Origin of the sequence: Vibrio ordalii ATCC 33509 (assembly GCA_000257205.1) — a bacterium.
Classification (GTDB): Bacteria; Pseudomonadota; Gammaproteobacteria; order Enterobacterales; family Vibrionaceae; genus Vibrio; species Vibrio ordalii.
In genome coordinates this window covers 1-23,004 of record AEZC01000106.1, presented here as the reverse complement: position 1 = coordinate 23,004, position 23,004 = coordinate 1, and the positions used below count along the sequence as shown (strand labels likewise).

The 23,004-nt window shown below is 43.6% G+C and carries 18 protein-coding genes and 2 pseudogenes; 6 read left to right on the top strand and 14 right to left on the bottom strand.

Annotated features, from left to right (window positions below):
* Positions 1–27: 27 nt before the first annotated feature.
* Entirely contained in the window at positions 28–963 is a 936-nt protein-coding gene (gene ribF, locus VOR_RS0107775) for a bifunctional riboflavin kinase/FAD synthetase (RefSeq protein WP_010319145.1), read from the bottom strand.
* 72 nt (positions 964–1,035) lie between these two features.
* Positions 1,036–2,598 carry a murein biosynthesis integral membrane protein MurJ gene (murJ, locus tag VOR_RS0107770; protein WP_010319144.1) on the bottom strand — a complete coding sequence of 521 codons (1,563 nt, stop codon included), beginning with the start codon at positions 2,596–2,598 and terminating at the stop codon, positions 1,036–1,038.
* A 257-nt stretch (positions 2,599–2,855) separates the two neighbouring features.
* Here murJ and rpsT point away from each other — a divergent pair, with 257 nt between their 5' ends.
* Entirely contained in the window at positions 2,856–3,116 is a 261-nt protein-coding gene (gene rpsT, locus VOR_RS0107765; RefSeq protein WP_010319143.1) for a 30S ribosomal protein S20, read from the top strand.
* Positions 3,117–3,267: 151 nt separating this feature from the next.
* On the opposite strand, the gene VOR_RS0107760 is transcribed toward rpsT, so the two are convergent.
* Both VOR_RS0107760 and nhaR read right to left on the bottom strand, forming a co-directional pair.
* Positions 3,268–3,561 (bottom strand): ArsR/SmtB family transcription factor, encoded by a 294-nt coding sequence (locus tag VOR_RS0107760; protein WP_010319142.1) that lies wholly within the window; start codon positions 3,559–3,561, stop codon positions 3,268–3,270.
* 276 nt (positions 3,562–3,837) lie between these two features.
* Positions 3,838–4,729, bottom strand: a pseudogene (gene nhaR, locus VOR_RS17770) (transcriptional activator NhaR).
* 436 nt (positions 4,730–5,165) lie between these two features.
* Between nhaR and VOR_RS16895 the strand changes: the two are divergent.
* Positions 5,166–6,260: a Na/Pi symporter gene (locus tag VOR_RS16895; protein ID WP_286118384.1), complete on the top strand. Its 1,095-nt coding sequence runs from the start codon at positions 5,166–5,168 to the stop codon at positions 6,258–6,260.
* A gap of 103 nt (positions 6,261–6,363) precedes the next feature.
* On the opposite strand, the gene VOR_RS0107740 is transcribed toward VOR_RS16895, so the two are convergent.
* The 5 genes from VOR_RS0107740 to rppH are packed head-to-tail and all read right to left on the bottom strand — an operon-like array spanning position 6,364 to position 11,645.
* Positions 6,364–7,215, bottom strand: a complete 852-nt coding sequence (locus VOR_RS0107740) for a thymidylate synthase (RefSeq protein ID WP_010319137.1) — start codon at positions 7,213–7,215, stop codon at positions 6,364–6,366.
* Positions 7,216–7,230: 15 nt separating this feature from the next.
* A complete protein-coding gene (gene lgt / locus VOR_RS0107735) occupies positions 7,231–8,034 on the bottom strand; it encodes a prolipoprotein diacylglyceryl transferase (RefSeq protein WP_010319136.1) in 804 nt (267 codons plus the stop codon).
* Between the two features lie 43 nt (positions 8,035–8,077).
* Positions 8,078–8,869, bottom strand: coding sequence for a sulfite exporter TauE/SafE family protein (locus VOR_RS0107730; protein ID WP_010319135.1), 792 nt, complete (start codon positions 8,867–8,869; stop codon positions 8,078–8,080).
* 8 nt (positions 8,870–8,877) lie between these two features.
* Positions 8,878–11,124: a phosphoenolpyruvate--protein phosphotransferase gene (gene ptsP / locus VOR_RS0107725; RefSeq protein WP_010319134.1), complete on the bottom strand. Its 2,247-nt coding sequence runs from the start codon at positions 11,122–11,124 to the stop codon at positions 8,878–8,880.
* 2 nt (positions 11,125–11,126) lie between these two features.
* The gene (gene rppH, locus VOR_RS0107720; RefSeq protein ID WP_010319133.1) at positions 11,127–11,645 is read right to left on the bottom strand and encodes an RNA pyrophosphohydrolase; all 519 of its coding nucleotides are present in this window, start codon (positions 11,643–11,645) and stop codon (positions 11,127–11,129) included.
* 604 nt (positions 11,646–12,249) lie between these two features.
* Between rppH and mutH the strand changes: the two genes are divergently transcribed.
* Positions 12,250–12,915: a DNA mismatch repair endonuclease MutH gene (gene mutH / locus VOR_RS0107715; RefSeq protein WP_010319132.1), complete on the top strand. Its 666-nt coding sequence runs from the start codon at positions 12,250–12,252 to the stop codon at positions 12,913–12,915.
* A 134-nt stretch (positions 12,916–13,049) separates the two neighbouring features.
* Positions 13,050–14,084, top strand: a complete 1,035-nt coding sequence (locus VOR_RS0107710; protein ID WP_010319131.1) for an NADP(H)-dependent aldo-keto reductase — start codon at positions 13,050–13,052, stop codon at positions 14,082–14,084.
* 37 nt (positions 14,085–14,121) lie between these two features.
* Here VOR_RS0107710 and VOR_RS0107705 read toward each other — a convergent pair whose 3' ends face one another.
* The 5 genes from VOR_RS0107705 to brnQ all read right to left on the bottom strand — a co-directional run bounded on the left by VOR_RS0107705 (position 14,122) and on the right by brnQ (position 20,617).
* Positions 14,122–14,373 (bottom strand): hypothetical protein, encoded by a 252-nt coding sequence (locus VOR_RS0107705; RefSeq protein ID WP_010319130.1) that lies wholly within the window; start codon positions 14,371–14,373, stop codon positions 14,122–14,124.
* 500 nt (positions 14,374–14,873) lie between these two features.
* Positions 14,874–16,208: a cyclic-di-GMP-binding transcriptional regulator VpsR gene (gene vpsR, locus VOR_RS0107700; protein ID WP_010319129.1), complete on the bottom strand. Its 1,335-nt coding sequence runs from the start codon at positions 16,206–16,208 to the stop codon at positions 14,874–14,876.
* A 262-nt stretch (positions 16,209–16,470) separates the two neighbouring features.
* On the bottom strand, positions 16,471–18,003 hold the full coding sequence (gene lysS, locus VOR_RS0107695) for a lysine--tRNA ligase (RefSeq protein WP_010319128.1): 1,533 nt from the start codon (positions 18,001–18,003) through the stop codon (positions 16,471–16,473).
* Between the two features lie 33 nt (positions 18,004–18,036).
* Positions 18,037–19,135, bottom strand: a protein-coding gene (gene prfB / locus VOR_RS0107690) for a peptide chain release factor 2 (RefSeq protein WP_155815350.1) whose coding sequence is annotated in 2 segments (ribosomal slippage) — positions 18,037–19,059 and positions 19,061–19,135 — 1,098 coding nt in all. Because the reading frame shifts where the segments join, the coding sequence is not laid out codon by codon here.
* A 168-nt stretch (positions 19,136–19,303) separates the two neighbouring features.
* Positions 19,304–20,617 (bottom strand): branched-chain amino acid transport system II carrier protein, encoded by a 1,314-nt coding sequence (gene brnQ, locus VOR_RS0107685; RefSeq protein ID WP_010319126.1) that lies wholly within the window; start codon positions 20,615–20,617, stop codon positions 19,304–19,306.
* A 308-nt stretch (positions 20,618–20,925) separates the two neighbouring features.
* Between brnQ and VOR_RS0107680 the strand changes: the two genes are divergently transcribed.
* Both VOR_RS0107680 and srmB read left to right on the top strand, forming a co-directional pair.
* Positions 20,926–21,648, top strand: a complete 723-nt coding sequence (locus VOR_RS0107680) for a tRNA1(Val) (adenine(37)-N6)-methyltransferase (RefSeq protein ID WP_029626988.1) — start codon at positions 20,926–20,928, stop codon at positions 21,646–21,648.
* Positions 21,649–21,740: 92 nt separating this feature from the next.
* A pseudogene (gene srmB, locus VOR_RS17765) lies at positions 21,741–22,980 on the top strand (ATP-dependent RNA helicase SrmB).
* Positions 22,981–23,004 lie beyond the last annotated feature (24 nt).

Sequence of the window (23,004 nt, the reverse complement as noted above, 5' to 3'; positions counted from 1 at the left end):
ATGATATTAATCGGTGGAATAATCCGACTAATTCTTTAGCTGATGCAACCACACCCTTGCCGCATCAGCATCCAATTCAATTTGTTGCTTTAGTGCTCCAAAAGATTCAAATTTCTTTTCATCTCGAAGCTTATGTAAAAGTGCCACTTCTAGCTGTTTGCCATATAAATTGGCATGAAAGTCAAACAAGTGCACTTCAAGTTGTTGGCGAACCCCGTTGACTGTTGGCCGATTACCAATATTGGCAATCCCTCCAATGGGCGAGTTATCAAGGCCAGAGACATTGACGACGTAAACACCAGAGACCGGAGAAACACAGCGCTTAAGCGGAATATTCGCTGTAGGGAAACCAATAGTTCGCCCTAATTTTTGGCCATGCGACACTCGACCACTGATACCGTAATCACGACCGAGCATCTGCTTAGCTAACACTAAGTCATCGCTTGCTAAAGCGTTACGAATAGCAGTACTACTCACTCGCTGTTGTTGCAAGCAAAAACTGTGGGTACTTACCACCTCAAAACCAAACTGTTGTCCAGCTTGCTGCAGCATACTGAAATTACCTTGGCGATTTTTACCAAAACAAAAATCATCACCAATCACCAGAAACTTAACACCCAACTGAGCGACCAACAAGTCACGAATAAAAGCTTCTGCCGTTAAATCAGCAAAGTGTTGGTTAAAATTCACACATAACAATCGGTCAACCGACTGTTTGTTCAGTTGCACAAATTTATCACGTAATCGAGTTAATCGAGCGGGTGCATTGTGCTTGACGAACAATTCTAATGGCTGCGGTTCAAACGTCATCACCACCGAAGGTAAGCTCAATAATTGCGCTTTCTTGGATACTTGCTCCAAAACTTGCTGATGCCCCAAATGAACACCATCAAAATTTCCGATGGTTAATACACAGCCATGATGCTGTGGCTTAATATTGTGAATGCCGCGGATCAATTCCATTAGAAAATGCTTAAAACCTTATAGTTCTCAATTAGCAAGGTGCGAAACCGACGGATTATATACTAATCACCGTTAATCTGTCGCCGCTTTTAAGTCTTTTAAACGCACGCCAAGCACGGTTAAGCAAAGTAAATAACTTACTGCACCGATACCGAGCAACATCACCAGCGATGTAGCTCGCTGTGTCAGGCTCCACTCTAGCCACGTTGACATTTCTTCCAATTGCCAAACAATGGCCGCAGTCATTACAATACTGGCCACCACTAAGCGAGCAATAAAACCAATGGTTTTGCGAGTGATCTGATACACCCCTTGCACATGTAACCCTCGATAAAGCAGTGCCATGTTGATAAAAGCAGACAATGAGGTAGCTAACGCCAAGCCAACATAACTTAAATGCCACGCTAAAAGCGCATTGAAGACCATATTAGAGATCATGGCGATAATGCCATAACGAACTGGCGTTTTGGTATCTTGCCGAGAGTAGTAACCCGGTGCGAGCACTTTGATCAGCATAAAACTGATCAAGCCCAAACCAAATGCATAGAGTGACAACGCCGTTTGATTGACATCATTCGGGGTAAACTCACCTCGCATGAACAGCACCATAAGCATCGGTTTTGCCAATACGATCAAGCCTAACATCGCAGGAAAACCGAGCAGACAAACCATACGAATACCCCAATCCATAGTTTGCGCAAATCCTTCGCTGTGGGCATCAACATGTTTACGAGACAACGCAGGTAAAATAACGGTCGCAATCGCAATACCAAATAAGCCAAGCGGGAATTCTAGCAAACGGTCTGAATAGTAAAGCCAGCTGATGGAGCCCGTTTGTAAGAAGCTGGCAATGAAGGTGTCCAGCAATAAGTTAATTTGACTAACCGATACCCCAAAGAGAGCAGGCAACATCAAAGTGCGAATTTTCACAACCCCCGGTTCATTCCAGCCCCATTGAGGCCAAACCAATAAACCTGCTTTGAGCAAAAATGGAATTTGGAATAGAAACTGGACCAATCCCCCAAGAAGGACACCAATCGCCAAGCCAATTTCCGGTTGCTGTAAGTGCGGCGACAAAAACCAAGCGCAACCGATGATCATCACATTCAAAAAGACAGGGGTAAAAGAAGAGACGGCAAATTTGCCTAAGGTATTAAGAATCGCTCCTGATAAAGCAACAAAAGTGATGAACCATAAGTAAGGAAAAGTGATTTTTAATAATAAACTCGCAAGCTCAAACTTATGCGCATCAGGACCATCATTAAGCCAATCTAAAAACCATCCGGCCCCAAACAGTGCCGTCACGGCACCAGAACATAAGATGCCAACGACCGTTACTAAGGTCACAATCACTCCGAGTGTGCCTGATGCTTTGGCGATGAGCTCACGTGTTTTATTGAGGTCTCCAGATGAATGATATTCGGTCAATACCGGTACAAATGCTTGAGAAAAGGCACCCTCAGCAAACAGCCGACGTAAGAAGTTAGGAATTTTATTGGCAAGAAAAAAACAATCAGCACTCGCGCCAGCCCCCATCAAATTCGCAACAACTACGTCACGAACTAGGCCCAACACACGAGAAATCAACGTCATAGCACTGACAATCAAGCCAGATTTGAGTAGGCGTTTGCTCACTATTACCTCGAAAAACAAGCCAAAACGTCATTATCCACAGCAACACATAAGGAATGTCAGTGCGAGATCAGATAAGTATTAGCATTGGAAAAAAAATACTGTTAGAATCCCCGCATCTTAACCGCGATGACCTTCCTATACCAAAATTTGTTTGGCCTAGAACGGTTTTTGCACAAATCATTTGACAATTGAGAGCAAATAAGGGATATTCCCAGCCCTTAAATTGTCACCGAACTAAGTTTTTGGGAGTTAGACCCTTGGCAAATAGTAAATCTGCTAAGAAGCGCGCTATCCAAGCTGATAAACGTCGTCAGCATAATGCTAGCCGTCGTTCTATGATGCGCACTTACATGAAGAAAACCATCGCAGCTATCGCAGCTGGCGATAAAGAAGCTGCAACTGCTGCATTTGCTGCAGTTACACCAATCCTTGACCGTATGTCGACTAAAGGTCTTGTTCACAAGAACAAAGCTGCTCGCCATAAGTCTCGTTTCGCTGCAGCAATCAAAGCTCTATAATTTAGACTTAGTTCCACGCGAAAATAAAAACCGGCTAAGGCCGGTTTTTTTATATCTGCAGCGTCAAGTAAAGTATTTGCTCTAATTTCAATATAAAAAATCCGAACTATGTTACTGAAACATAATTTCGGATTGTGTGTTTTTCAAAACACTAGCGGCAGTATAAACCGTGTAACAACTCAATCATCGCCTTGATTTCATGGCTGCTGAGTGTGTAGTAAACCGTCTGAGCTTCTTTTCTCGTATCCACTAACCCATCTCTTCTTAACCAAGCAAGATGCTGCGAAAGTTCCGATTGACTCAATTCTAATTTCCCACATAGCTCACCAACCGACAGTTCTTGGTTGTGTAATAAACACAATATTTGTAGGCGTCTTTCGTTAGCCATCGCTTTTAGCAGAACGACTGCTTTAGCGGAGTTTTTTTCCATTTCTTGTAGGTTCATAAGTAAGCTCCCTTGGAACAACTTCTTACATCAAACACATCACAAGTTTGCATCATCCCTAACCCAACCCAACCCAACAGGTTATGAGTTTATAAGTAAGGTTAGTACCCTTTTTTATGTCGTTTAATTTGTTATCCCGCTAACGACTGCAATCATTCAACCGAACGGCAAGAGAAGGCGTGAAACCATTTTGAATCAGTACTATTTAGCAAGTGATAATCAATAACATCAATAGATAATGCGATAGTAATCTATTTATAGTTAGTAATGAAAGTATCATACAAACAAATTACTAAAATCTGCATCACAAACATTTTTTACTGCCGGATGTTGAATCATCCTCTCAGCAAAAATGACATAGTACTCTTCTTTTAAATCATCAATCTGGCCGATTAATTGTAAAGGGAGATCATCGCCTACTTCAGTAACATAAATTGAAGGTGCCAAAAAAATTGCATCATGATGATAACGCGCAAAAGCTTTCATCAATGCCGCATCATCAAATTCTCCTAAAATATTCGGCTTCAGGCCTTGACGGTCAAACCATTGCAGTAGATTACGCCCCATCGCAGTTCGGCTGCCGGGTATCAACAATTTTCGATGCTCTAAAATAGCGGGAAAAGAGACATCATCGACATTACCCGAACAAAAAAAGACTCATATGACTCTCACCCAGTTTTTTACTGTACAGGCCAGGGCTTTGACTGGAGTCAACCGGGTAATCGGAGAGAATCATATCCAATTTATGTTGTGAAAGTTGCTCTAATAGCATTTCATGGGTCGATTCAAAGCAACGCAAGTGGATGCTGCTATCGGCCGGGACTGTCGTCATTAATATTTTACTGACAAGCCGTTTAGAGAGAGCATCAGCCACTCCCACATCAAACAGCAGATTAGAGCGCTGGCTGTAATTAACAATATCGAGCATCTCATAACTTAAACCGAACATTCGATCAGCATACTTAAAAACCAGTTGCCCAAGTTCTGTTGGTTCAATGCTACGGCCATTACGCTTGGTCAGCTTACCATCCATGCGCTCTTCAAAAGCTTTAATTTGCCCGGTAACCGTTTGTGGTGTTAAGAAGAGTGCTTCAGCCGCTTTAGTAACCGAGCCTTGCTTGCACACCATCCAGAAGTAATAGAGATGGTTATAGTTGAGGTGAAACATAATGATGGAGCTCAATTTGAACAATTTTCTGTTTATAACAAACCCAAGCCAAATGTTCAATTAGCTCGAAAAAACCGAACAATTCGATTTAAAACCACTTTATGAGCGAGCAATTGAAACCTGAAAATGACAACTTTGTCATAAAATATGTCATAAATAACTCATTACCCTAATTGCTACCGATACAACTAAAAAATAAAACCATTAAAAATCAATAATTAAAATAATTTGCACTGATAGGAATACTGCGTTTAAAACCAAATTATTTGAAACAATCAATAGAAAAGGCACTGTCATATAAATGAAATAATCATCCTCTACTATCGCGCTCAGATTCAACAACAGACCAAATAACATCATAAAGGTCAATGGAGAAAAAATGAACCAAGCGACTACGGCTACAGCTACAGCTCCCATTTAGAGTACCACTCGTTGGCTGCGTTGGGCGAACTTGGCATTCATGCTTTACTTACTGCTACTTGCAGTAGCAATGGTAGGTAGTGGATTCAAATGGGCGACAGGTGATCAGGCTAAAGTACTGTTTGAATTTGCCTCACACCCGATAGCAGGATTAATGATAGGGCTAGTCGCCACAGCATTAATTCAATCTTCAAGCACGGTTACATCGATTATTGTTGGCTTAGTTGCTGGCGGCTTACCTGTTGAAATGGCAATCCCAATGGTGATGGGCGCGAATATCGGCACCACAGTAACGAATACCCTCGTTAGCCTAGGCCACGTTCGCTGCCAAGTCGAATTTAAACGCGCTTTTGCAAGTGCAACGATTCACGACTTCTTTAATCTGTTAGCGGTTGTGATTTTCTTACCATTAGAGATGATGTTTGGTATTTTAGAGAAAATTTCTCATTGGCTTGTTTCACCGCTGCTTTCTACTGGTGACATGAGCATGAAAGGGCTTGATTTTATCGGACCTCTCACAAAACCTGTTGTCAGTGGATTAAAATCTCAGCTCTCTATTTTTGGAGACACCATTGGTGGTATCGCTCTGATTTCACTTGGAATATTTACCATATTTATCGCGATAACAGCCATGGGAAAACTAATGAAAAGTTTGATGGTCGGCCGTGCGAAGGAGTTACTCAAAAATGCAATTGGTCGTGGACCATTGCACGGTATTGCTTCAGGATCCATTGTGACGATATTAGTCCAATCTTCCTCAACGACGACTAGCCTAATGGTTCCACTTGTCGGATCTGGAGTCTTAAAAGTACGCGATATTTACCCATTCACTCTAGGTGCCAATATTGGTACTTGTATTACCGCCCTACTCGCTGCTACTGCGGTTTCTGGAGAATTTGCGGTTTTTGCCTTGCAAATTGCCTTAGTTCACTTAACGTTTAATTTACTCGCTACGCTACTAATCTATGGGGTTCCATTTTTACGCGAACTGCCAATTAAAGGCGCAGAAATGATTGCTGAGATGGCAACAAAGAATAAAGCGATCGTTGCGGGTTATTTACTATCGGTCTTTATCATTATGCCTGGCGGTATACTGGCACTGACAGCTTAAGTAACGAACCAACCACACGCCAGATCAAAAAAAATCCCCGAGCAACGCTTCGGGGATTTTTTACAACTAGAAAACAGTACTTTTTAATAATGCGAGAGGGCAACTAAACCGAAAACGGGTACTGAATCGCATCATGGCATTGGTAGCCTTCAATCCAGAAATCATCCAAGGTAACCCACGTTTCAAGATCTTCTAGCGTTTTAATTTTCGGGTTGATATGAAACTTCGCCATAGGGAGCGGTTCACGCTTAAGTTGTACATCTTTCATCAACGCCAGTTGGTCTTCATAGATATGCGCATTGACGATCTTATGGTAGGCCACGCCCGCTTTTTTGCCGGTAATTTGCGCCATAATTGCGAGGAACACGTAGACCTGAACCATATTAAAATTCAAGCCAAGCGGGACATCACACGAGCGTTGCGTACTATTGAGATACAAAGTATCGCCCAACAACGAAAAGTGATGACTGTACATGCAGGGGCGCAAGCAGCCCATATGAAACTCACCTGGGTTGTAAAAGTTTAGGATTTCGCCTCTATCATCAACGCCACGTGAAAGATCATCAACAATCTTACGCAGTTGATCAATCTGCCCACCATCCGCCTTGGCCCACGCACGTCCTTGAACTCCATACACGCGGCCCATATCATCTTCACCTTTGCGGTATGGATTGTTAAGCCAAGCTGCATTTAAATTTGCATTCGCATCCCACGTTTTGGTTCCTAAAGCGCGAAAATCGGCTGCATTATCGTAGCCACGAATATAACCAAGTAGCTCAGCAACTGCGGCTTTCCAGAAGCTTTTACGCGTCGTCACCAACGGGAATTGATTTTGACCTACATCATAGCTGAGATCGGCGTTAACTACCGTTAGGCAGCGTTTGGCGGTACGTTCATTTTCGATCCAAACGCCCTCATCAACAATTCGCTGACAAAGTTCAAGATACTGTTTCACAAACTATCCTTAACACTATTGAGTCACTTTATGGTTAACCTTGTACGCCCATACCATCATCAATGCACCAACGATGATCATCGGTAACGACAGGATTTGCCCCATGGAGATATATCCAGCAAACAATCCTAATTGTGCATCAGGTTCACGAACATATTCGACAAGGAAACGGAATGTCCCGTAGCCTATCAAAAATAGCCCTGAGACTGAACCAATTGGCCGATTTTTGCGGATAAACAGGTTCAATATAATAAACAGCACAATCCCTTCTAAGAAAAACTCATAAAGCTGTGATGGATGGCGAGGCAAAGGCCCGCCGTTTGGAAAAATGATCGCCCATGGAACATCGGTTACTCGTCCCCATAATTCACTGTTCATGAAGTTGCCTAATCGTCCCATGCCTAAACCAAATGGAACCAAAGGAGCTACAAAGTCCGCTACACCAAAAAAGGGTCGGCTATTTTTCCGTGCATACCAAAACATTGCGCTGATCACGCCAAGTAGACCACCATGGAAAGACATCCCGCCTGTCCACACTTTAAAGAGATAGAGCGGGTCTTGGAGAAACAGATCAAAATTATAAAACAACACATAACCGACACGGCCACCAATGACCACCCCTAAAAATCCAGCAAACAGAAGATCTGAGACTTGCTCACGACTCCAGCCACTGTTGGGCTTGTCCGCTCTGCGATTGGCAAGCCACATCGCAAAAACAAAACCAACTAAATACATTAAGCCGTACCAGCGAATGGATATAGGACCAATCGCAATCAGCACGGGATCAATATTTGGGAACTGCATAAAACCCTGAGACATAAACGTGTTCTCTTACTAAAAATGAGGTGGAGATAATAAGTGATTAAAACAGCATAGTTGCCGCTATAACCATCAGAAAAACGGAGAATATTTTTTTCAGTACCGCCGTTGGTAAATGAGTCGCGTAACGAGCTCCTAATCGAGTAGTGAGAATAGAGGTCGAAGCAATGGCGACCAACGCAGGTAAATAGACATAGCCAATGCTGTAAGGTGGTAAATTCTCCACTTGATAGCCGTGCAAAATAAAACCAATCATGCCAGAGATTGCGATCACACAGCCACAGACAGAAGAAGAACCGACGGCTTTACGCATTTCAACGCCATGACGATTCAAAAAAGGAACGGAGAGCGAACCGCCACCAATTCCCGCTAAACTAGAGACAATACCAATACCACTGCCACATAGCATGGTCACCCACGCACCTGGCATCGATCTTTGCATTTGCGCTTTTATCGATAAAAACATTTGAATCGCCAAGCAAAAAACAATCACGCCAAATACTTTCGGTAGATATTGAGTCGGGATCACGTCTGCAATCATTGAGCCAACAAACCCACCGACGATAACACCTGGCATGAGCCATTGGATGACAAACATATCCACATTGCCTAATTTAAGGTGATTTAATGCCGAAGACGCCGAAGTAACAATGATGGTCGCTAGCGATGTCGCTAACGCTAAATGCATACTCAGCTCGGGTGAAATACCCGCTTTGGGAAGCAAAAATAGTAGTGCTGGAACCACAATTAAACCACCACCAATGCCCAGTAAACCAGCCATAAAACCAACGACTGAGCCCAATAACACCAGCAACACCATCAACTCAAAATTCACATTAGTTCCTATTTTTTGCCTGCGCGGATAAAGCCAGCAAAGCCTTTATCTTCAAAGTATGAGTGCATCATATTATAAATGTCGTTGCCGTAAGCTTGCATCAACGCTTTGTCAGCAAGTTGCCGTAACTGCCCTAATTGAGAGTGCCTCACCAAATATTTGACCTTGGCTACGTTGGAGGTATTCATACTTAGCATGCGATAACCCAAACCAATTAATAACAGTGAACCGATAGGGTCCCCGGCCAACTCACCACACACACAAACAGGTATACGATGAGACTGGCAAGTCTCTAAAATCTGTTTAAGCGCCATCACCACCGCTGGATGCATGGAGTCATAGACATCAGCAACATGTGCATTGTTCCGATCAACGGCCAACAAATATTGGGTTAAATCGTTGGTTCCAACCGAAACAAAGTCCACTTTGCTCGCAATCAATGGTAGAAGATAAATCATCGATGGAACTTCAATCATTATGCCAATCTTGGGCCTGGTAATCCGCTCGTCTAATTTAGAGACTTCCCGATAAGCTTGCTCTATCAATAGCACCGCATCATCCAACTCCTTAACACCAGAAATCATTGGCAATAAAATACTGAGATTTTGGTTATCGCCGCTGGCGCGCATCATCGCCCGCAGTTGAATCAAAAAAATATCAGGATGATCGAGCGTAAAACGAATGCCTCGCCAGCCAAGAAAGGGGTTGTCTTCTTCAATAGGTAGATAAGGCAGTGCTTTATCGCCACCAATGTCTAACGTTCTCATCACCACCCGTTTATCAGGATAAGCGTTCAAAACGCTGCGATATTGCTGCACTTGTTCTTCTTCTGATGGAAAGCGATGTTGCAGCAAAAAGGAAATTTCGGTTCGATACAGCCCGACACCATCAACCCCTTGGTTAATTGCGATGTTAGTATCCGCACTTAACCCAGCATTGATCATCACTTCAATACGTGTGCCATCTTGCGTAAAAGGAGCTTCTGCAATGGTTTCATTAACCATTTGAGAAAGTTCGCTTTCTTCATAAGCTAAAGCGCGATATTCCGCCAGAATTTGTCTATTTGGTGAGATAAAAACCTTGCCGCTATAACCATCGACAATGCCCTTTTTACCGTTGATCTCCTTGAGATTAAGTGAAATCCCCATCACTGCGGGAATGCCCAACGCCCGTGACAATATTGCTGCGTGGGAATTGGCAGCCCCTTCTAAAGAGACCACCGCCAGTAATTTATCTTTAGGAATAGCGGCGAGAATCGAAGCGGTAAGTTCGCGCACCACCAAAATGATCGGTTTATCAAGTTGCTGCTGATCATGCTCAGTGTTGTGCAAAAAAAATAGCAGTCGCTGACCTAGCTCACGAATATCCTGTGCACGCTCACGTAAGTAAACATCTGACATCTTCGCAAAACGGTTGGAATAACTCTCCACAACCTGCCGTAATGCCCAATCTGCACGATCGCCTTTTTGGATCTGGCTTTTCAGATCGTTGCGTAGAATCGGATCATTGAGTAGGTGAGTAAAGAGATCGAAGATGGCTAACGCATCTTTATTAATATCACTATCGAGTTTTTTTCTTAAACGACGAAAATCGTTCAAGGCGCTTTCTACCGCCAGCACTAGCCACTCTTGTTCTCGTTCAATATCGAGCGTTGAGGCGGGGTAAACATCAGACAGTTGAGGCTGGGTGTCATCCCACCAAAACTCACCAATCGCTATGCCAGATGATGCCGCAATGCCACTGGTGGATAACTGTTTTTTCGAAAGCAGCCACTGCCCTTGTGTTTGAGCATGAGCAATAATCACGGCCACTTGCGCCGCCAGAGTGACAATAAAAGACTCTTCCATCTCACTAAATAAGCGAGGTGTTTTTTGCTGCACGACCAAGACACCCAATACTCGCTTGCGATGAATAATCGGTGTACCAAGAAAGCTTTGATACACCTCTTCACCAAGCTGTTTGAAGTATTTGAAATTAGGATGTTTCGACGCTTCAGCAATGTTGATTGGCTCAGCTGAACGTTTCACTAAGCCCACTAAACCTTCGTCAAAACCGATGTGGATTTTGTCGCCTTTGAACTTTAAGCCTTGCGTTGCCATCAGTTCTAGACGATGTTTTTCTTCGTTAGCAAGATAGACAGTGCAACACTCGGTACTCATCGCATTGCACGTTTGCTTAACCAAAATATCCAAGGCTTGGTGTACATCTTCTACCTTGGATACTTGTTCAACTATTTCCCTTAGCTGAGAGAGCATGTCTATCCTCTTTTATTTTTGCGCTTACCTTTGTTATTACGTTCTTTAAATGGCATCGCGAATGATGCAAACTCTTTCATCGCGCGACGATAAACATCTCGCTTGAAAGAGACTACTTGTCTCACTGGATACCAATAACTGACCCAACGCCAACCATCAAATTCAGGGGTACTGCCGCGCTGCATGTTGATTCTTGATTCATCACACTCTAAGCGCAGAAGAAACCATTTCTGTTTTTGCCCAATACAGACGGGTTGAGAATCCCAACGAACGAGCCGTTTTGGTAATTTATATCTTAACCAATGGCGGCTTGTCGCTATGATTTTCACATCTTTCTTTGTAAGCCCAACCTCTTCGTAAAGCTCTCTGAACATTGCTTGTTCAGGAGTTTCATCGTCGTCAATTCCACCTTGTGGAAACTGCCAAGAGTGTTGTCCGTATCGTTTCGCCCAGAATACCTGACCATGGTTGTTACAAATCACAATACCAACATTGAGTCGGTAACCATCGCCATCGATCACTGGCCAACCTCTAGTAAAATCTTAATTGCTTTGATTTTTCCACATATCCCCAATAGGAGCAAACTTACTAGTGTGATTAACACGAGATTTATGTGTTCCTAATCATTAATTGGATAACTTTTCATCAAATTTAAAGTTATCAACAAAATAATGCGACACCAGCCACATTTATTCACCTTTTCTGTGAGTAACTATGTGAAGAATCTCTAGATAGCGACTTACTTCCCCAAAAAGCAAAAGAATACCAACCAATACAAAAAAGATAATAATGAAATAAATAGATTAAAAACAATGAATTAATTGAAATTTCCATTTTTTGAATTACGTTGCTATTAACAAAAAATCAACCAGCCAATAACATGCTCAAAGATCCACCAATTTGCTCGTTATCCACACCCCTACTCTGGTGGAAATAAGATTTGCTGATTAAGAGGCCCACTCTCTCAAGCAAAATCCTGTAAATGCATACAGATAAACAAAAAATGGAATATTTTTCCGATCAACTTGTGGATAACTCGGATTGCGATGATCTTTTAAGCAAAAGAAACGACACACATTGTGTATAAGAATTTGCTACAATCGCGTTTTTATCATTCAAAGTATCATGAAACCTGCACCTAAAACTGAACATGAATTAATGCTTAGAGCCCAAGACATTGCAGGCTTAAGCTTTAGTCAACTGGCCGAAGAAGCCAAGATGGCCGTGCCCCCTGACTTAAAAAAAGATAAAGGATGGGTCGGTCAGCTATTAGAGTGGCATTTGGGTGCAACGGCAGGCAGCAAACCTCAGCAAGATTTCGAGCAATTAGGTATCGAGCTCAAAAGTATTCCAATCAGTTACACAGGAAAACCACTCGAAACAACCTTTGTGTGTGTAGCCCCACTCACCGGTGTCCATGGTTTAACATGGGAGCAAAGCCACGTGCGAAATAAACTCTCTCGGGTACTGTGGATCCCAATAGAGGGTGAGCGAGAGATCCCCCTAGCCCAGCGCCATGTCGGCTCGCCATTGCTATGGAGCCCTTCACCTGCACAAGAACAGCAGCTAAAAAATGATTGGGAAGAACTGATGGAGTTCATCGTTCTTGGCAAAGTTGAGCAGATCACCGCTAAGCACGGTGAAGTATTACAGCTCAGGCCAAAAGCGGCAAACGGGCGAGCATTAACCGAAGCCTACGGTGCTAATGGCAAACCTATCAAAACCCTGCCACGAGGCTTTTATCTTCGAACTCAATTTACCGCGAGCATTCTTGAGCAGCACTTTATTTAAAAGTGCTCGTTATTGCTTATGAAAAAACGTAACCGTTTGATCTTTCACTGCACAATTCGTTTCCGTTTCACTGCCATCTTCGCTTATAGTAAAAACGTCACACACTCCACCAGCGAGAGCATCAAGGAAGGAATATGCAATACACCAAACTGCCTCATTCCACACTGGAAGTGAGCAAGATCTGCTTAGGTACCATGACTTTTGGTGAACAAAATAGCCAACAACAAGCCTTTGAGCAGCTCGATTACGCCTTAGACCAAGGTGTGAATTTCATCGATACTGCGGAAATGTACCCAGTTCCCCCCAACGGTAAAACCCAAGGTCTGACCGAAAGCTATATTGGCAACTGGTTAGAAAAATCAGGTAAACGTGAAAAAGTGGTGTTAGCGACTAAAGTGGCAGGCCCGCGTAACGTGCCTCACATCCGCGAAAAGATGTCACTCGATAGACGCAACATTCATTTAGCGATTGATGATAGTTTAAGACGCTTAAAAACAGACTATGTCGATTTGTATCAATTACATTGGCCTCAACGCCAAACGAACATGTTCGGCCAACTTAACTACCCTTATCCTGATCAGCAAGAAGAAGTCACCTTAATCGAAACGCTCGAAGCGCTTAATGATCTCGTCAAGGCTGGAAAAGTGCGTTACATCGGTGTATCAAATGATACCCCGTGGGGTGTGATGACGTTGCTAAAATTGGCAGAAAAACACGATCTAGCAAGAATTGTCTCTATCCAAAACCCTTATAATTTACTGAATCGCAGCTTTGAAATTGGCTTATCTGAGATTAGCCACTTCGAAGGTGTTCAACTGCTGGCTTACTCGCCACTGGCGTTTGGTTGCCTGAGTGGTAAATATTTAAATGGCGCAAGACCTGACGGCGCTCGGTGCAGCCTATTTGAACGCTTTTCTCGCTATTTTACGGCGCAAGGTGTGCAGGCCACTCACGCTTATGTTGAGCTAGCTAACCAGTATGGCCTTGATCCAGCACAGATGGCGTTGGCGTTTGTCAATCAACGTCCGTTTGTCGCATCCAATATCATTGGCGCGACAAACCTAGAGCAGTTGAAAACAAATATCGATAGTTTAGATGTCGTACTCAGTGATGAATTGCTTCTTAAAATTCAAGAGATTGGGACGACTTACTCCAACCCTTGTCCATAGATATCTTCGGGGATAGCGAAGCCACTAGCCCCTCGTTTTACGTTGTTATTCGCATACTTAACACACGGCGAAGATGACGAATATGACGTTCAGCTTTAATTGAGTCAGGGACTGAAACGCCAATAGCGCGTCCATCACTTTCTAAGCCAATATCTTTAAGCAAATGTTGGCTATTAAAAGGCAGCTCAAAAGCATGACGGCGAACATTTCGTTGCCATTGACGCTCTTCACGGCGTAAATCAGCACGGACCAGTAAAGTAGCAAGTTGTAAATAAATTGAATGACGCATGAGTATTCTCCAGTAGTAAACTAAACGTTGACGGCTGGAAAAATGGGGGCAAACAAGGTGGATCAACACTTTGATAAGCTGCCATTTTTCCGCAGCCTATCTCAAGGTTACGGATTAACTAAAAATCTGTGCCTTTTTTATCATCAAACATACGACAGGCGTCTGTAGTAAGAGACGATTTAGGCGCAGTAAGATCGATAGAAACGCGAACAGTATGAACAAAAACGAAATGATTCATGTTGCGCCTCCAAGCAAATAGTTAATCCAAAGTGAAATGAGTGTGTGAGCACGGCTAACGGTTAAATTCTATGCAACTGAGGTGATTATTCAACTCTTAATTTTCAAACAATTAAAAAACAATGCATTAACCTAAAATGAAAGCCGATGACAGCAAATAAGTGACACATTCAGCTAGAGAATAACTTATTCGCAAAAGATATGATTATAAAAAATGGCCACATGGATTAAATGTGGCCATTTTTACTTGAAGAATCATCAAGTTAATAGGTATTTTCAGTGATTAAGTTATGTTTATTAAGCAAGCGATACATAGTAGCTCTAGATACACCTAGCTCTTTGGCGGCCATTGAGACTTGCCCTGAGTTCGATTCTAGAACCAGTAATAGCGCATCTCGCTCTGAACGCTCACGAATGCTTTTTAGGCTGCGCTTACCATCACTGCGTTTTGGTAAGTCGAGTTGCAATTCATCCAACATGACTGAATCGGACATCAGCACCACTCGTTTGATCTGATTCATCAGCTCACGAACATTACCCGGCCAGTGATAACGAGTCAATGAGCGTGTCGCTTCTTCAGTAAAACTGCGCGCCTGCGCGTTAAACTCTTTAGAATATTCCTGCAAGAAGTGACGCGCTAATAATGCTATATCGCCAGCTCGCTCTTTTAAGCTCGGGACATTAATACGCAATACGTTAATGTAGTGGTACAGCTCTTCGTTAAAATTGCCATCAATCAGCGCTTTTTCAATATCGGAAGAGTTGGCAGCTAAAATGCGCACGTCCACCTCTTTGACACCCATTGAAGTCTCTATCGTTCCTTCTTTCAAAAAGCGTAATAGGTTTGCTTGTTGGCTTTTAGGTAGCGTGAGGATATCTTTGAGTAAAATAGTTCCGCCATCGGCCCGCTCCAATAATGAAGTTTGAGATGAGTCTTCACAACCAATACCGAATAGCTCACATTCAAAGCGGCTCTCCGATAAAGCTCGGCAATTCACTGAAATAAAAGGTTTTTGTGCACGAGATGAGGTTTTGTGTACCGCTCTAGCGACCGTCTCTTTGCCCGTTCCATTTTCCCCATAAATGAGGATACTGACATCCGTAGGGCCGATGCGCTTGATCTGATCACGCAGGCGCTTCATGGGAGTGGATTCACCAATTAAACCCATATCCCCTGTTGCTCCATAATGTGGCCATACTTTTTTCTCTAACTTAAGCATTCCAAGTTGGTGTCCAATGGTGCTCAGTAGCTGCGCATCGGGAATCGGCGCCGTAAAAAAGTCGATACAAAAGTTAACAATGAATTGGCAAATTGTATCCGAGCTCAACTGTGATTCGCGAATGAACGCTAACCAACGTACTTGTTTATGGTTGCTGACCAAATTTGCAATGCCATTGAGGCTGAATTCATCATGGCTCAAATCAACAATACCAATGCATGGGCCTGTTTCTGCAAACAAGGCATCCGCTTTACGTAAATCTGCGCATTGTGTACAACGCCAACCAACCTGTTCAAGTACAGATAACCAAGGCTCGTATGTCCCACCAACGACGACAAGCGAACCTGGGACAGAATCCATTCGGAATTGAGTGCCCATCTATTATTCCTTATCTTAAAATTTATATGCAGTGCTACTTTTGGCACATTAAACGGCTGTTACATTAACGAGACTTGGCGCTGTAGTCTGTCTCGATAATAAGACTAGACAACAAATAAGCGCTTTGCCATTTAATATAGGGAACTATTTCATAATCCTTTCGAAATTGTTGCCTGTTAGCCCATGCTAGTGAACAAAATTTTTCAAACTAATGCAAAAAAAAACCGCCTATTTAGGCGGTTTATCGGAACGAAAGTAGCAATTACTGCTGTGGGCGCATCGCAGGGAATAGGATAACGTCACGAATCGTATGGGTGTTGGTGAGTAACATCACCAAACGATCAATACCAATGCCTTGACCCGCCGTTGGTGGTAGACCGTGCTCTAACGCAACAACATAATCAGCATCGTAGAACATGGCTTCATCGTCGCCAGCATCTTTGGCATTCACTTGCGCTAAGAAGCGCTCGTCTTGATCTTGAGCATCATTAAGCTCAGAGAAGCCATTGGCGACTTCACGACCACCGATGAAGAACTCAAAACGGTCGGTGAAGAATGGGTTGTTATCGCTACGACGCGCCAATGGTGAAATATCTGCAGGGTATCCAGTGATGAAGGTCGGTTGCATCAACTTAGGTTCAGCCGTTTCACCGAAGATCTCTTCAAGCAGTTGGCCACAAGTCCAGAAAGGTTCAACGTCTACATGAACCGATTTGGCGATAGATACCATCAGCTCACGGTTTTGCAGATCCTGTTCCGTTAACGCTTGGATTTGAGCGTGCTCTGGGTTGTAGTGTTTGATGGCTTCAAACATACTCATGCGAGCATATTGACCACCAAATTCTACCGTTTCATCACCATAAGGCATTGATGTTGACCCCAAAACTTCAAGTGCAACTGAACTCAATATCTCCTCAGTAAAATCCATCAGATCTTTGTAATCTGCGTACGCCATATAGAATTCCATCATGGTAAATTCAGGGTTATGGCGAGGAGAAAGACCTTCGTTACGGAAGTTACGGTTGATTTCAAACACGCGATCAAAGCCACCCACAACTAGACGCTTAAGGTAAAGCTCAGGTGCGATACGCAAGTACATTGGCATGTCGAGCGCATTGTGATGAGTGATGAATGGACGCGCACTAGCACCGCCAGGGATCACATGCATCATTGGCGTTTCTACTTCCATGAACTGTTTTGAGATCATGAAGTTACGAATTGCAGTCATTACTTTAGAGCGGACAATGAACGCATTACGTGAACTTTCATTAACAATCAAATCCACATAACGTTGGCGGTAGCGCATCTCTTGGTCAGTCAAACCGTGGAACTTCTCTGGTAACGGACGAAGTGCCTTTGTCAGCAATTCGTACTCTTCCATATTAACGTAGAGATCGCCTTTGCCAGATTTGTGCAACGCACCTTTCACGCCGATGATGTCACCAATGTCGAGTCCTTGGTATTTTTCCTTCAGCTCAGTTTGAACCTCTTTTGAAGCATAAGCTTGAATACGACCAGAGGTTTCTTGAATAACAAGGAAAGGACCACGTTTCGCCATGATACGACCCGCAATCGCCACAACATGGTTTAAGGCTTCTAACTCTTCTTTGCTCTTTTCACCGAATTGCTGTTGAAGATCGCCCGCAAGGCTGTCACGACGAAAGTCATTTGGGTGGCCATTCGCTTTACAGCTCTTACGGATGTGATCCAGCTTGCTGCGACGCTCTGCGATGAGTTTGTTCTCTTCTTGCGCAATTTGCTCTTGATTCATTTCGTTTTGAACAGCATCAGTCATTTTACATGTACCTTATATGTCGGTAAAAAAGCCTTAAAGACCTGATTTCAGGCTTGCTTCAATAAATTTGTCTAAATCACCATCTAATACCGCTTGGGTATTACGGTTCTCAACGCCAGTGCGTAAGTCTTTGATTCGGGAGTCATCCAATACATAAGATCGAATTTGGCTTCCCCAGCCAATGTCAGATTTTGCATCTTCATTGGCTTGCTTTTCTGCATTCTGCTTTTGTAACTCAAGTTCAAACAGTTTTGCACGCAATTGTTTCATCGCTTGGTCTTTGTTTTTATGCTGCGAACGATCGTTTTGGCATTGAACAACGGTATTGGTTGGAATATGCGTAATACGCACCGCCGATTCGGTGGTGTTAACGTGCTGACCACCCGCTCCCGAAGCGCGATAAACATCGATACGAAGATCGGCTGGGTTGATGTCGATAGCAATATTTTCATCAATCTCAGGATAGATAAACGCAGAGGCAAAAGAGGTATGCCGGCGGCCACTCGAATCAAATGGCGATTTACGAACCAAGCGATGTACGCCAGTTTCGGTGCGTAACCAACCATAAGCGTAATCACCGATAATGCGCACTGTTGCGCCTTTTAGACCAGCAACATCACCTTCAGACACTTCAATCACTTCAGTCTTAAAGCCTTTCGCTTCTGCCCAACGTAAATACATGCGTAGCAGGATTGATGTCCAGTCTTGAGCCTCGGTGCCGCCCGAACCAGACTGCAGATCAATATAGCAATCTGAAGAATCGTGATCACCAGAGAACATACGGCGAAACTCAAGCTGTTCAAGCTTAGTTTCCAGTTCATCCAGTTCAGGACCAATTTCATCGAAAGTTTCTTGGTCTTCGGCTTCAATAGCCAGTTCCAGTAGCCCTTCCACATCATCCACACCTTGATCTAACTGATCAATGGTATCGACAATGGCTTCGAGCGAAGCGCGTTCTTTACCTAGCGCTTGTGCACGCTCAGGTTCGTTCCAGACATTAGGTTGCTCGAGTTCGACATTCACTTCTTCTAAACGCTCTTTCTTAGCGTCGTAGTCAAAGATACCCCCTCAGGATATTTGTGCGCTCTGACACATCCTGAAGACGGTTTTTAATAGGATTGATTTCAAACATGTTTGCTCAACATTTATGAGTAGAATTTAACCGAAGAATTCTACTTAAAAATGTGATGAAGATACAGGAAAAATTAGTTTGAACTCTTGAAACAAAAGCTGGCACGCACTAAAAAAAAGGCCGAACAATCATGCTCAGCCTCTTCGATACTAACGGATAAAAACTCGATTATGCCGCGTTTTTAGCCACACTTTGCTGCACGTTAGTAGCGATAAAAAACATGCAAATCATCGCCGCAAGTGTTGGGAGTAACCACCCCATACCGACTTCAAACAGTGGCAGCATATTAAACGCAGACACATCCACGCCAGCCACTTTTGCCGCATCGATCAACGCAAAAAGAAACGCAATCAACAATACCACACGGTATGCCACTGCAGGATTTGGTAGTTTCCCACGTAAAAAGGTCAACACAATCAGGGCAATCGCAACCGGATACAGTGCAAATAACACAGGGATAGAAAGAGCGATCAATTCTGATAAACCAACGTTTGCCACGATAGCGCAAGCAACACCAATAATGATCACCCAAGATTTATAAGAAATTGGAGTCAATGTGCAAAAGTAGTCTGAGCATGCTGAAATCAAACCAATCGCTGTGGTTAGGCAAGCCAGCAAGACTATGGTGGAGAGAACAATCTGTCCATAAGGGCCAAATAGCGCTTGTACATATTGGCTAAGCACCACGCCACCATTTTCTGCGCCAAAAGCAACTACAGAGCTTGTCGCGCCAAGATAAAATAGTGAAATATAAACAAAAGCCAAACCAGCCGCCGCAATGCACGCCGCGCTGATTAAATACTTTGTGGTTGCCGCACGCTCAGTAATGCCTTTGCTGCGCAGTGCATCAACAATTAACATCCCAAACATCAGAGCACCAAACGTATCCATGGTGTTGTAACCTTCAAGGAAACCTTTCGTCAACGGCTGAGTCAAGTATTCACCTTGTGCAGCGACCATCTCACCTTGCGGATTAAGAAAAACAGCCACAGCGAGGACAAGAAAACCAATAAATAACGCTGGTGTTAACACTTTACCGATGACATCGATGAGTTTGCCTTGAGACCAGGCAAAAAACATCGCAACAACAAAAAAGAGAATAGAAAAGAGCGTCAAGTGCGATTGTTGGGCATCAATGAAAAACGGTTTCACTGCCATTTCATACGCCACAAGGCCAGTGCGAGGTGCTGCAAAAGCAGGGCCGATGATGATAAAAATCATCACCGCTATCATTGTCGCTGCCTGTTTGGGTAAATCTTTAGTTAGATGATCCCAAGAGCCACCAGCAACGGCAATAGCAATGATGGTCATTAGAGGTAGACCAACCGCAGTAATTAAGAAGCCAGTCATAGCGGGCAGCAAATGCTCTCCAGCAAGTTGGCCAGCGATTGGCGGAAAGATGATGTTACCAGCACCCAAGAAAAACGCGAAAAGCATAAAGCCGACCGCGATAATATCTGTTAGTTTTAACGTCTGCTTCACAGATAACCCTTAATTATTATTTAATAAATGTTGTGTGTGCATTGTTGATACAGTTTAAACCGCATCTAAATCTAAAAATTAAGGGCGAATAATGACGAAACACTCAAGACTTCGCAAGGGCAAAGCAAAAAACGCTACATTAATTTATAATATTGGTGAAAAACCAGTTTAAAACTCTAAATGTTAAAAAATAGCAAGAATGATATGTTGATTATTTGCTTATACACATCCATAACAAATAGAGCAATAATCCAAACAAATAGATAACAATAGTGGTTATCACTTAATTAGAGCCATGTTTTGAAATAATGATGAAAAGTCACACGCCCAAAAATAAGCGTTTCAAATTTAAACAATTTTCCATTGACGGTGGACAAGCGGGAATGCCTGTCAGCACCGATGGGGTTCTATTAGGCGCGTGGGCTTTCACGCACCATCCCAAAACCATTCTCGATATTGGCACAGGTACCGGGTTATTGGCATTAATGTGCGCGCAACATTTTAGCGATGCACAAATTACGGCCATCGATATCGATGCCTTTGCTTTTGAAGCAGCCCAATACAACAGTGATACCTCTTTATGGGGACAGCGTATACGCGTTATACAAGGTGATATTTTAGACACCTCTTTTGCACCGTCCTTTGATGCAATTATTTGTAACCCACCCTATTTCAACAGTGGTGAACTGTCTCATGATCCCAAGCGAGCTACTGCTAGGCACACCAATCAACTTGCTCATCACGCTTTATTAGTCAGAGCAAAAAGTCTCCTCAACGATGAGGGGCAAGCTTGTTTTATTTTGCCCGTGTATGAAGGGGAACAATTTATCGAGCAAGCACTCACGCTCGGCTGGCAGCTTAAGCGGCGCTGCACTGTACAACCCGTAGCACACAAACCCGCTCATCGGCTATTGATTGAACTAAGTTTAGCCTCGTCTGCTGTGATTGATTCATCATTGGTCATTCACTCATCAAGCGGTTATAGCGAAGCCTTTATCGCCCTAACTCAAGATTTTTATCTCAAGATGTAGAAATAACATGTGATCCTAATCACCAATCCCCCTATAATGTTCGACCTTAATTTTATAGCCAAATAAGCCTAACGGCTTGTGGAGTACTCACTGTGATCAAAACCTTTGCTGACCTCGATCTTGACCCTTGCATCATTGCGGCCATTGAAGATATGGGCTTTGAACGTCCCACCCAAGTTCAAGCTGAAGCGATCCCACAAGCCCTAGATGGTCGAGATATTCTTGCCTCTGCGCCAACGGGAACCGGTAAAACCGCTGCATTTGTTTTACCGGCGCTGCAATATCTTTTGGATTTTCCGCGCAAGCGAGCTGGCCCTGCACGCGTCTTGATTCTGACCCCAACTCGTGAACTGGCGATGCAAGTGGCGGATCAAGCGCGTGAACTGGCGAAGAATACTCGTCTCAATATCGTCACCATCACCGGCGGCGTACAATATCAAGAGCACGCCGACATCTTAGCCAAAACGCAAGATATTGTGGTGGCAACGCCTGGTCGCTTGATGGAATACATTGAAGGCGAGCGTTTTGATTGTCGTGCGATTGAATGGCTTATTTTGGATGAAGCTGACCGCATGCTGGACATGGGCTTTGGCCCAATCGTCGATCGTCTCGCGGCGGAATGTCGCTGGCGTAAACAGACCTTGCTCTTCTCTGCAACGCTGGAAGGTCATGGTGTGGAAGGTTTCACTGCCGATCTCTTAAAAGAACCGGCAACAATCAATGCCGATCCTTCTCGTCGTGAACGCAAAAAAATCACCCAATGGTATCACCGTGCCGATACCATGGTGCACAAAGTTGAGCTATTGAAGAAAATCCTCACCGAGCAAGCCGAACGTTCTATCGTGTTTATCAAAACTCGTGAGCGCTTAGCTGATTTGCGTACAGAGCTAGAAAAAGCGCAAATTCCTTGTGCTTGGATTCAAGGCGAAATGCCACAAGATCGTCGCAATAACGCCATTACGCGATTCCGTGAAGGCACTGTCAACGTGCTATTGGCTACTGACGTAGCGGCGCGTGGTATTGACTTACCAGACGTGAGTCACGTGATCAACTTTGATATGCCACGCTCAGCGGATGTGTACTTACACCGCATAGGCCGTACGGCTCGTGCTGGTAAAAAAGGCAATGCGATCTCTTTGGTTGAAGCCCATGATCAAGTGATGATGGATCGCGTCGCGCGTTATGTCGATGAGGAGATCAAAGAGCGCTTCATTAAAGATATGCGCCCGCAGCACAAAAAGCCGGTATTACAAAAAGAAAAAGAAAACCGATAGAACAAAAAAGTCAAAGTGGTTTCGAAGAAGAAGAAAGCGAGACAAAAAGAAAAAATAGCGTTCCGATACCACCCATAAAAAA

What these genes read in the sequence shown, in the direction of transcription:
- lysS (WP_010319128.1), bottom strand. Translation starts at nt 18,003, where the DNA reads ATGACTGATGCTGTTCAAAACGAAATGAATCAAGAGCAAATTGCGCAA.
- vpsR (WP_010319129.1), bottom strand. Translation starts at nt 16,208, where the DNA reads ATGGGCACTCAATTCCGAATGGATTCTGTCCCAGGTTCGCTTGTCGTC.
- mutH (WP_010319132.1), top strand. Translation starts at nt 12,250, where the DNA reads ATGAAACCTGCACCTAAAACTGAACATGAATTAATGCTTAGAGCCCAA.
- VOR_RS0107705 (WP_010319130.1), bottom strand. Translation starts at nt 14,373, where the DNA reads ATGCGTCATTCAATTTATTTACAACTTGCTACTTTACTGGTCCGTGCT.
- VOR_RS0107760 (WP_010319142.1), bottom strand. Translation starts at nt 3,561, where the DNA reads ATGAACCTACAAGAAATGGAAAAAAACTCCGCTAAAGCAGTCGTTCTG.
- VOR_RS0107680 (WP_029626988.1), top strand. Translation starts at nt 20,926, where the DNA reads ATGATGAAAAGTCACACGCCCAAAAATAAGCGTTTCAAATTTAAACAA.
- ptsP (WP_010319134.1), bottom strand. Translation starts at nt 11,124, where the DNA reads ATGCTCTCTCAGCTAAGGGAAATAGTTGAACAAGTATCCAAGGTAGAA.
- VOR_RS0107710 (WP_010319131.1), top strand. Translation starts at nt 13,050, where the DNA reads ATGCAATACACCAAACTGCCTCATTCCACACTGGAAGTGAGCAAGATC.
- ribF (WP_010319145.1), bottom strand. Translation starts at nt 963, where the DNA reads ATGGAATTGATCCGCGGCATTCACAATATTAAGCCACAGCATCATGGC.
- lgt (WP_010319136.1), bottom strand. Translation starts at nt 8,034, where the DNA reads ATGTCTCAGGGTTTTATGCAGTTCCCAAATATTGATCCCGTGCTGATT.